General features: G+C 54.1%; 1 protein-coding gene. It reads left to right on the forward strand.

All coding sequences use genetic code 11. From position 1 onward, the window contains the following. Window positions 1-292: hypothetical protein (locus AC1RPW_RS08360; protein WP_481769501.1), on the forward strand; the 292-nt coding region annotated here is incomplete at both ends.

A 292-nucleotide genomic window follows, 5' to 3' on the forward strand; every position in this document is an offset into this window, starting at 1 on the left:
GTGAAGACGATCGAGGAATTCGACACGCTCATGCGCCGCTTGCACAAGGCGTCTGAAGTCGCATTCGACACGGAAACGCGTAACCTGAGTGTGCTATATAACAAAATCCTGACCATCCAGTTCGCGATGGACACAGAGCCCGAGGTAGGGTATACGGTGTCCGTCGATCACCCGCTTGCTCACTGGACCAAGGAAGAACGCCTGCACATAAAAAAGTCGTTGAAGAAGTTCTTCACGGCACGACAGGGCCCGATGCTCGTCGCCTTCAACGGGATGTTTGACCTGCGGATAG

This window comes from Dellaglioa sp. CoH-55-MRSF-8 (assembly GCF_056782195.1).